This window comes from Inquilinus limosus MP06 (assembly GCF_000767795.1).
GTDB classification, from domain to species: domain Bacteria; phylum Pseudomonadota; class Alphaproteobacteria; order DSM-16000; family Inquilinaceae; genus Inquilinus; species Inquilinus limosus_E.
Genome location: NZ_JANX01000440.1, coordinates 1 through 5,494, shown reverse-complemented (window position 1 = coordinate 5,494; position 5,494 = coordinate 1). Strand labels below are relative to the sequence as shown.

The window sequence follows — 5,494 nt, the reverse complement described above, 5'->3', positions numbered from 1 at the left end:
GTCGCGGCGGTCGCGGATGTGGTAGCGTCCGCGACTGAAGCCGCAATATGTGGTACGCGCAGGCGATGCGCGTGATCTTGGGAGAAGCGGATGTCTTGGACCGAAGAAAGGGTGGCGCAGCTGCGCCAGCTCTGGGGAAACGGGAAGAGCGCAAGCGAGATCGCCGAGATCCTGGGGGGCGTCTCTCGCAACGCGGTGATCGGCAAGGCGCATCGGCTGGAGCTGTCCGGCCGGCCGTCGCCGATCAAGCGCAAGGAGGATGAGGAGGAGGAAGAGGTCGCTGCCGCCGCTCCGGCCGCCGTCGAGGCCCAGCCGGCCCCGGTGGAGAAGGTCGCGGCCAAGCCGGTGCCCGAGCGCAAATCGGGCGGCGCCACCATCCTCAACCTGACCGAGCGGATGTGCAAATGGCCGATCGGCGATCCGCGCGACAAGGATTTCCACTTCTGCGGCAAGGCCTCGCACGGCAATCTGCCGTACTGCGCCGAGCACGCCCAGATCGCCTACCAGCCGCCGGGCAAGCGGCGGGACGAGGATCGCGCCATCCTGCGGGCGTGATGCCCGGCCGGGGTTGATCCCCGGCAACGTGATGCGATGGGGCCGGTGCCGCCGCTGCGGGCCGGCCCCATGCTCTTTGGGGCCCGGTCGGGCTGTTTCCTTGCGGCGACGCAACGATCCTCCAATCGAAGCCGGCCATCGCCAAATGGTCATGCAGAGATGGGATAGTCGTCGCGGTCGCGATTCCGGGGCGGCTCCAAGGGATTTTAGGAGTATCCCTTTCGTTCCTGCGGAGATGAACCGGATATCGGGCGACATCCAGTTCATTGCGGGGAAATAGCATCGTGATTTTGAGACAATTACTGGCCGTTCTGGTGGTCGGCCTGGCCGCCGTTCATGCACGGGCGGATGACGGCATCACCCAGAGCGGCTATTCGCCGCTCTATCTCGGCGTCGACATGGCGACCGCGACCGTGCCCTCGAACCCGCTGACGCCGGACGGGCCGGCGACGGTCAGCCGGGCCAACATCATCCGCATCGACCTGTGGGCGCCGGGCATCGCCCTGACCGGGACCGAGCGCAGCGGCCAACTGGAGACCACCGCCGAGACCGTCTCGCAATTCGCGGCGCGCAAGCGCGTGCGGATCGCGATCAACACCAACTTCTTCGCGCCGTGCTGCACTGCCGCCGCGGAACCGAAGACCGTGATCGGGCTGCTGGTCTCCGACGGCAAGGTGGTCAGCGCCCCCGGCTCCGACGACCCGACGCAGAGCCAGGCGGTGCTGGCGGTGACCCGCGGCGGGGCGGCGGTGATCGCGCCGGCCTCCGAGATCCGGCTGCCGCAGGTGCGCACGGCGGTCGCCGGCTCGGCTTTCCTGGTGCGCAACGGCAAGGATGTCAGCGCGGCGAGCCCCAGCCAGGGCGACCCGAACAACCCCAATCCGCGGACGCTGGTCGGCCTGTCCGACCATGGCCGCTACCTCTACCTGGTGACGGTCGACGGCCGCGTGGCCGTGTATTCGCGGGGCACCACCAACGCCCAGTCGGCGGCGCTGATGCTGGCGATCGGCGCGACCGACGCGATCAATCTCGACGGCGGTGGGTCGACCGAGATGGTGCGGGCGGACGATCCCGGCCATCCCTATATCGTCAACACACCGAGCGGCGGGGCCGAGCGCTATGACGGCGCGTCCCTCGGCGTCTATGCCCTCCCGCTGCCGCGCCGGCCGGTCGGTCCCCGAGGCTGAGCCGGCCATGCGCGGGGCTCCGCCTTCAATTTGACGCGAATTTCACTCGACGGCGCCTCGTTTCCCGGCATTAATTCCTTGTCTCCGGGGGGAGGGGCGATGATGCGAGGGTTTCGGGTCAGGGCCGCCGGGCTGTTCGTCCTGGCGGCTCTTTGCCTGCCGGTGCAGGCGGCGCAGCCGGTGACTGATGTCGGATCGGACACGCCGATCCGCTTCGTCTCCGGCCCGTTCGCCGGTGTCGCCGTCAGGAGCGCCACGCACAGCGATGAACCGCTGGACGCCAACACGCCCTACGCCCAGGACGACGCGCGTTTCGAGGCCGGAGGCCTGCGCCTCTCAATCCACTGGGCCCGCCTCGGGCGAGGGCATGCCTGGAAGCTGGCTGCGGATCCCGCCCTGCTCGACACCTGGGTCGAGACCCTACGCAAGACCAACGGCGGCCTGACCACCATCGTGCTGGAGAGCAGCCGCGACCCGGTGAGCGGCCTGCCCGCCGTGACCAAGACCGTCGTCTACACGGGGGCCGACCGCCGCTGCGGTGTCTTCGTGATGGGCCGGGAGGGGAACCGGATCAACGGCTATCTCTGTGGCGCCGCAAGCCAGGCCATCCCGTTGCGGGCCACGCTGCAGGGACTGTCGATCGCGGGTGTGACCGGCCCGTAGCGGGGCCGTGATCCAAACGGGCGGGACCGTTGGCCCGGGCGGCCCGCACCGATCCAGACCCCGGGCGGAGGGGGATCATGGTTCATCGAATGATGCGGTTCGCGGCGGGAATTCTCGTCGCCGCGGCGCTGTCCTGGCCGGCTTTGGCCGAGGAGTCGCCGATCGATTTCGTCTCGGGGCCGCTCGCCGGGGCGGCGGCCAGGAACGCCAAGCACAGCGAGGCGCAGGCGTCCGAAGGCAGTGGCGTCGTCCGGTCCGACACGGCAACCTTCGAGGCGGGCGGGCTGTTCGCCTTCGTCGACTGGTCGCGCCTGCCCGGCGGCTATCACTGGCGCTCCAGCGACCGCCTCGGCTCCCTGACCGCCTGGCTGCAGGGGGCCCTCAAGGCGACCGGCTATACCGTCCTGCGGGGCGACCGCACGACGGTGAACAGCTATCTCACCCAATACAGGATCATCAGCCTGACCGGCTCGGCCGACCGCTGCGGCGTCTTCGACATGCAGCGCGCCAATCACCTGATCCAGGGCGCCGTCTGCGTGCCGAACGGCGCGGATGTGCCGCTGCTGGCCGTGCTGCGAGGGCTCTCGATCGACAACGTGATCGGGCCCTGAAGCAGAAAGGCCGGCGTGAGCCGGCCTTTCTTCCTTCGGCAGGGCCCGAGGGCGTCAGCCCATCGCCGCCTGCAGGTTCTGGTCCAGCTTGTCCAGGAACTGCTCGGTGGTCATCCAGGGCTGGTCCGGCCCGATCAGGATGGCCAGGTCCTTGGTCATGTGGCCGGCCTCGACGGATTCGACGCAGACCTTCTCCAGCGTCTGGGCGAAGCGCAGCAACTCCGGCGTCTCGTCGAACCGGGCGCGGTAGGCCAGGCCCTGGGTCCAGGCGAAGATCGAGGCGATCGGGTTGGTCGAGGTGGCGCGGCCCTTCTGGTGCTCGCGATAGTGGCGGGTCACCGTGCCGTGCGCCGCCTCGGCCTCGACGGTCTTGCCGTCGGGGGTCAGCAGCACCGAGGTCATCAGGCCGAGCGAGCCGAAGCCCTGGGCCACCGAATCCGACTGCACGTCGCCGTCATAGTTCTTGCAGGCCCAGACGAAGCCGCCCTCCCACTTCATGGCCGAGGCGACCATGTCGTCGATCAGACGATGCTCATAGGTCAGGCCGGCCTTCTGGAACCGGTCCTTGAACTCGGCGTCGTAGACCTCCTGGAAGATGTCCTTGAACCGCCCGTCATAGCCCTTGAGGATCGTGTTCTTGGTCGACAGGTAGACCGGCATGTTGCGCAGCAGGCCGTAGTTCAGCGACGACTGCGCGAAGCCGCGGATCGACTCGTCCAGATTGTACATGCTCAGCGCCACGCCGGCGCCCGGGAACTTGAACACCTCGAGCTCGACCGGCTGGCTGCCGTCGGCCGGGGTATAGGTCATGGTCAGCGTGCCGGGGCCGGGGACCTTCAGGTCGGTGGCGCGGTACTGGTCGCCGAAAGCGTGACGGCCGACCACGATCGGCTTGCGCCAGCCGGGCACCAGGCGCGGCACGTTGCGGCAGATGATCGGCTCGCGGAAGATGGTGCCGCCGACGATGTTGCGGATCGTCCCGTTCGGCGACTTCCACATCTTCTTGAGGTTGAACTCCTTCACCCGCGCCTCGTCCGGGGTGATGGTGGCGCATTTCACGCCGACACCGTACGTCTTGATCGCCTCGGCGGAATCGATCGTCACCTGGTCGTCGGTCCGGTCGCGGTACTCGATCCCGAGGTCGTAGTAGCGAAGGTCGATGTCGAGATACGGCAGGATCAGCTTGTCCTTGATGAACTGCCAGATGATGCGCGTCATCTCGTCGCCGTCGAGCTCGACGACCGGGGTCTTGACCTTGATCTTGGCCATGTCGGGATCTTTCCGCTTCGGACAGGAATGGTCGGGCTTATAGCACCCGGCCGCGGGGGGCGAAAGGAGAGGGGGCTAGCCGCAGGCTATACCCATTTGTCGCTGGCGCGGCCGGCGATCGGCTGCGGCGTGGCGATGGCGCCGAACACCTCCTCGACCGTCTCGACCACCTGGAACAGGTCGCGATGCTCCCGCCGGCAGAAACCCTGCGCGATCATGTGGTCGACCAGGCGCAGGAACGGGCGCCAGTACCCGTCGATGTCGACGAACACCACCGGCTTCTCATGCAGCTTGAGCTGCCGCCACGTCAGCATCTCGAAGGCCTCGTCCAGCGTGCCCAGCCCGCCGGGCAGCACGATGAAGGCGTCGGAGCGGTCGAACATCATGCGCTTGCGGGTGTGCATGCTGTCGACGACGTGCAGCTCGGTCAGGCCGGTGTGCTCGACCTCCAGCGCCTGGATATGCTCCGGAATGATGCCGACGACCTGGCCGCCGGCGCCGAGCGCGGCATCGGCGACGATGCCCATCAGTCCGACGCGGCCGCCGCCATACACCAACTGCAGGCCGCGGGCGGCGATCAGGCCGCCGAGGGTCGCGGCGGCGGTCTTATAACGGTCGTCGACGCGGGTGGAGGAGCCGCAATAGACGCAGAGGGAACGGATGTCGGCCATGGGATCGCACGCAGGTGGCTACGGGGCCGGCACGGCCGGCGCGCGACATTAGGAAGGGATCGACCTTGGAGCAAGTTTCGATGCGGCCGCAGCAGCGGTTTGTTGCGAGTCGATGACTACGCGGATAATTTGGCCCGAATAATATCGGGGCGGTTCCTGCGTTGAAAAAACTCCTGTTGATCGGCGGCGTCGCGGTCGCCGTGCTCGCGGCTATCCTCGCCGCGGTCCAATACACCGGGCAGCCCCACGACGCGGCCTCGCCGAGCGTGGTCTTGGCGCCGGTCGATCCGCCTTCTCCCCCTGCGGCCGCCGGGCCGAAGCCCCCGGCGCCCGCGGTGGCGCCGAAGCCTGCTTTGCCGCCTGCTGCCCCGCAACCCGCGGTGCCTGTGGCTCCTGCGTCGCCGCGAGTGCTGGGGAGCGGGTTCGACGAGCCTCCCCAGATCGCCGGCGCCCCGGCTGTGACCGCCCTCGCCCCCGCGCCGGAGCGACACGCCGAAGCCGGAAGCTTCGGCCGAGCCGCCGCAGCCGTCGCCCCAGC

Annotated in this window: 6 protein-coding genes and 1 pseudogene; 5 read left to right on the top strand and 2 right to left on the bottom strand. The window is 68.5% G+C overall.

What is annotated here, in order from left to right; all coding sequences use genetic code 11:
• The first annotated feature begins 90 nt into the window (after positions 1 to 90).
• The 4 genes from P409_RS25275 to P409_RS25260 all read left to right on the top strand — a co-directional run bounded on the left by P409_RS25275 (position 91) and on the right by P409_RS25260 (position 3,016).
• Positions 91 to 555, top strand: a complete 465-nt coding sequence (locus P409_RS25275) for a GcrA family cell cycle regulator (protein ID WP_034844982.1) — start codon at positions 91 to 93, stop codon at positions 553 to 555.
• A 284-nt stretch (positions 556 to 839) separates the two neighbouring features.
• A complete protein-coding gene (locus tag P409_RS25270) occupies positions 840 to 1,742 on the top strand; it encodes a phosphodiester glycosidase family protein (RefSeq protein WP_238578771.1) in 903 nt (300 codons plus the stop codon).
• Between the two features lie 102 nt (positions 1,743 to 1,844).
• On the top strand, positions 1,845 to 2,405 hold the full coding sequence (locus P409_RS25265) for a hypothetical protein (RefSeq protein ID WP_238578770.1): 561 nt from the start codon (positions 1,845 to 1,847) through the stop codon (positions 2,403 to 2,405).
• Positions 2,406 to 2,482: 77 nt separating this feature from the next.
• Positions 2,483 to 3,016, top strand: a complete 534-nt coding sequence (locus tag P409_RS25260) for a hypothetical protein (RefSeq protein WP_152613528.1) — start codon at positions 2,483 to 2,485, stop codon at positions 3,014 to 3,016.
• A 54-nt stretch (positions 3,017 to 3,070) separates the two neighbouring features.
• Here the strand turns inward: P409_RS25260 and P409_RS25255 are convergent, their stop codons facing one another.
• Positions 3,071 to 4,285, bottom strand: a complete 1,215-nt coding sequence (locus tag P409_RS25255) for an NADP-dependent isocitrate dehydrogenase (protein ID WP_034844976.1) — start codon at positions 4,283 to 4,285, stop codon at positions 3,071 to 3,073.
• A gap of 86 nt (positions 4,286 to 4,371) precedes the next feature.
• Positions 4,372 to 4,956, bottom strand: coding sequence for an LOG family protein (locus P409_RS25250; RefSeq protein ID WP_034844975.1), 585 nt, complete (start codon positions 4,954 to 4,956; stop codon positions 4,372 to 4,374).
• 161 nt (positions 4,957 to 5,117) lie between these two features.
• Here P409_RS25250 and P409_RS40925 point away from each other — a divergent pair.
• Positions 5,118 to 5,494: pseudogene (locus P409_RS40925) on the top strand (hypothetical protein); the annotation flags it as partial.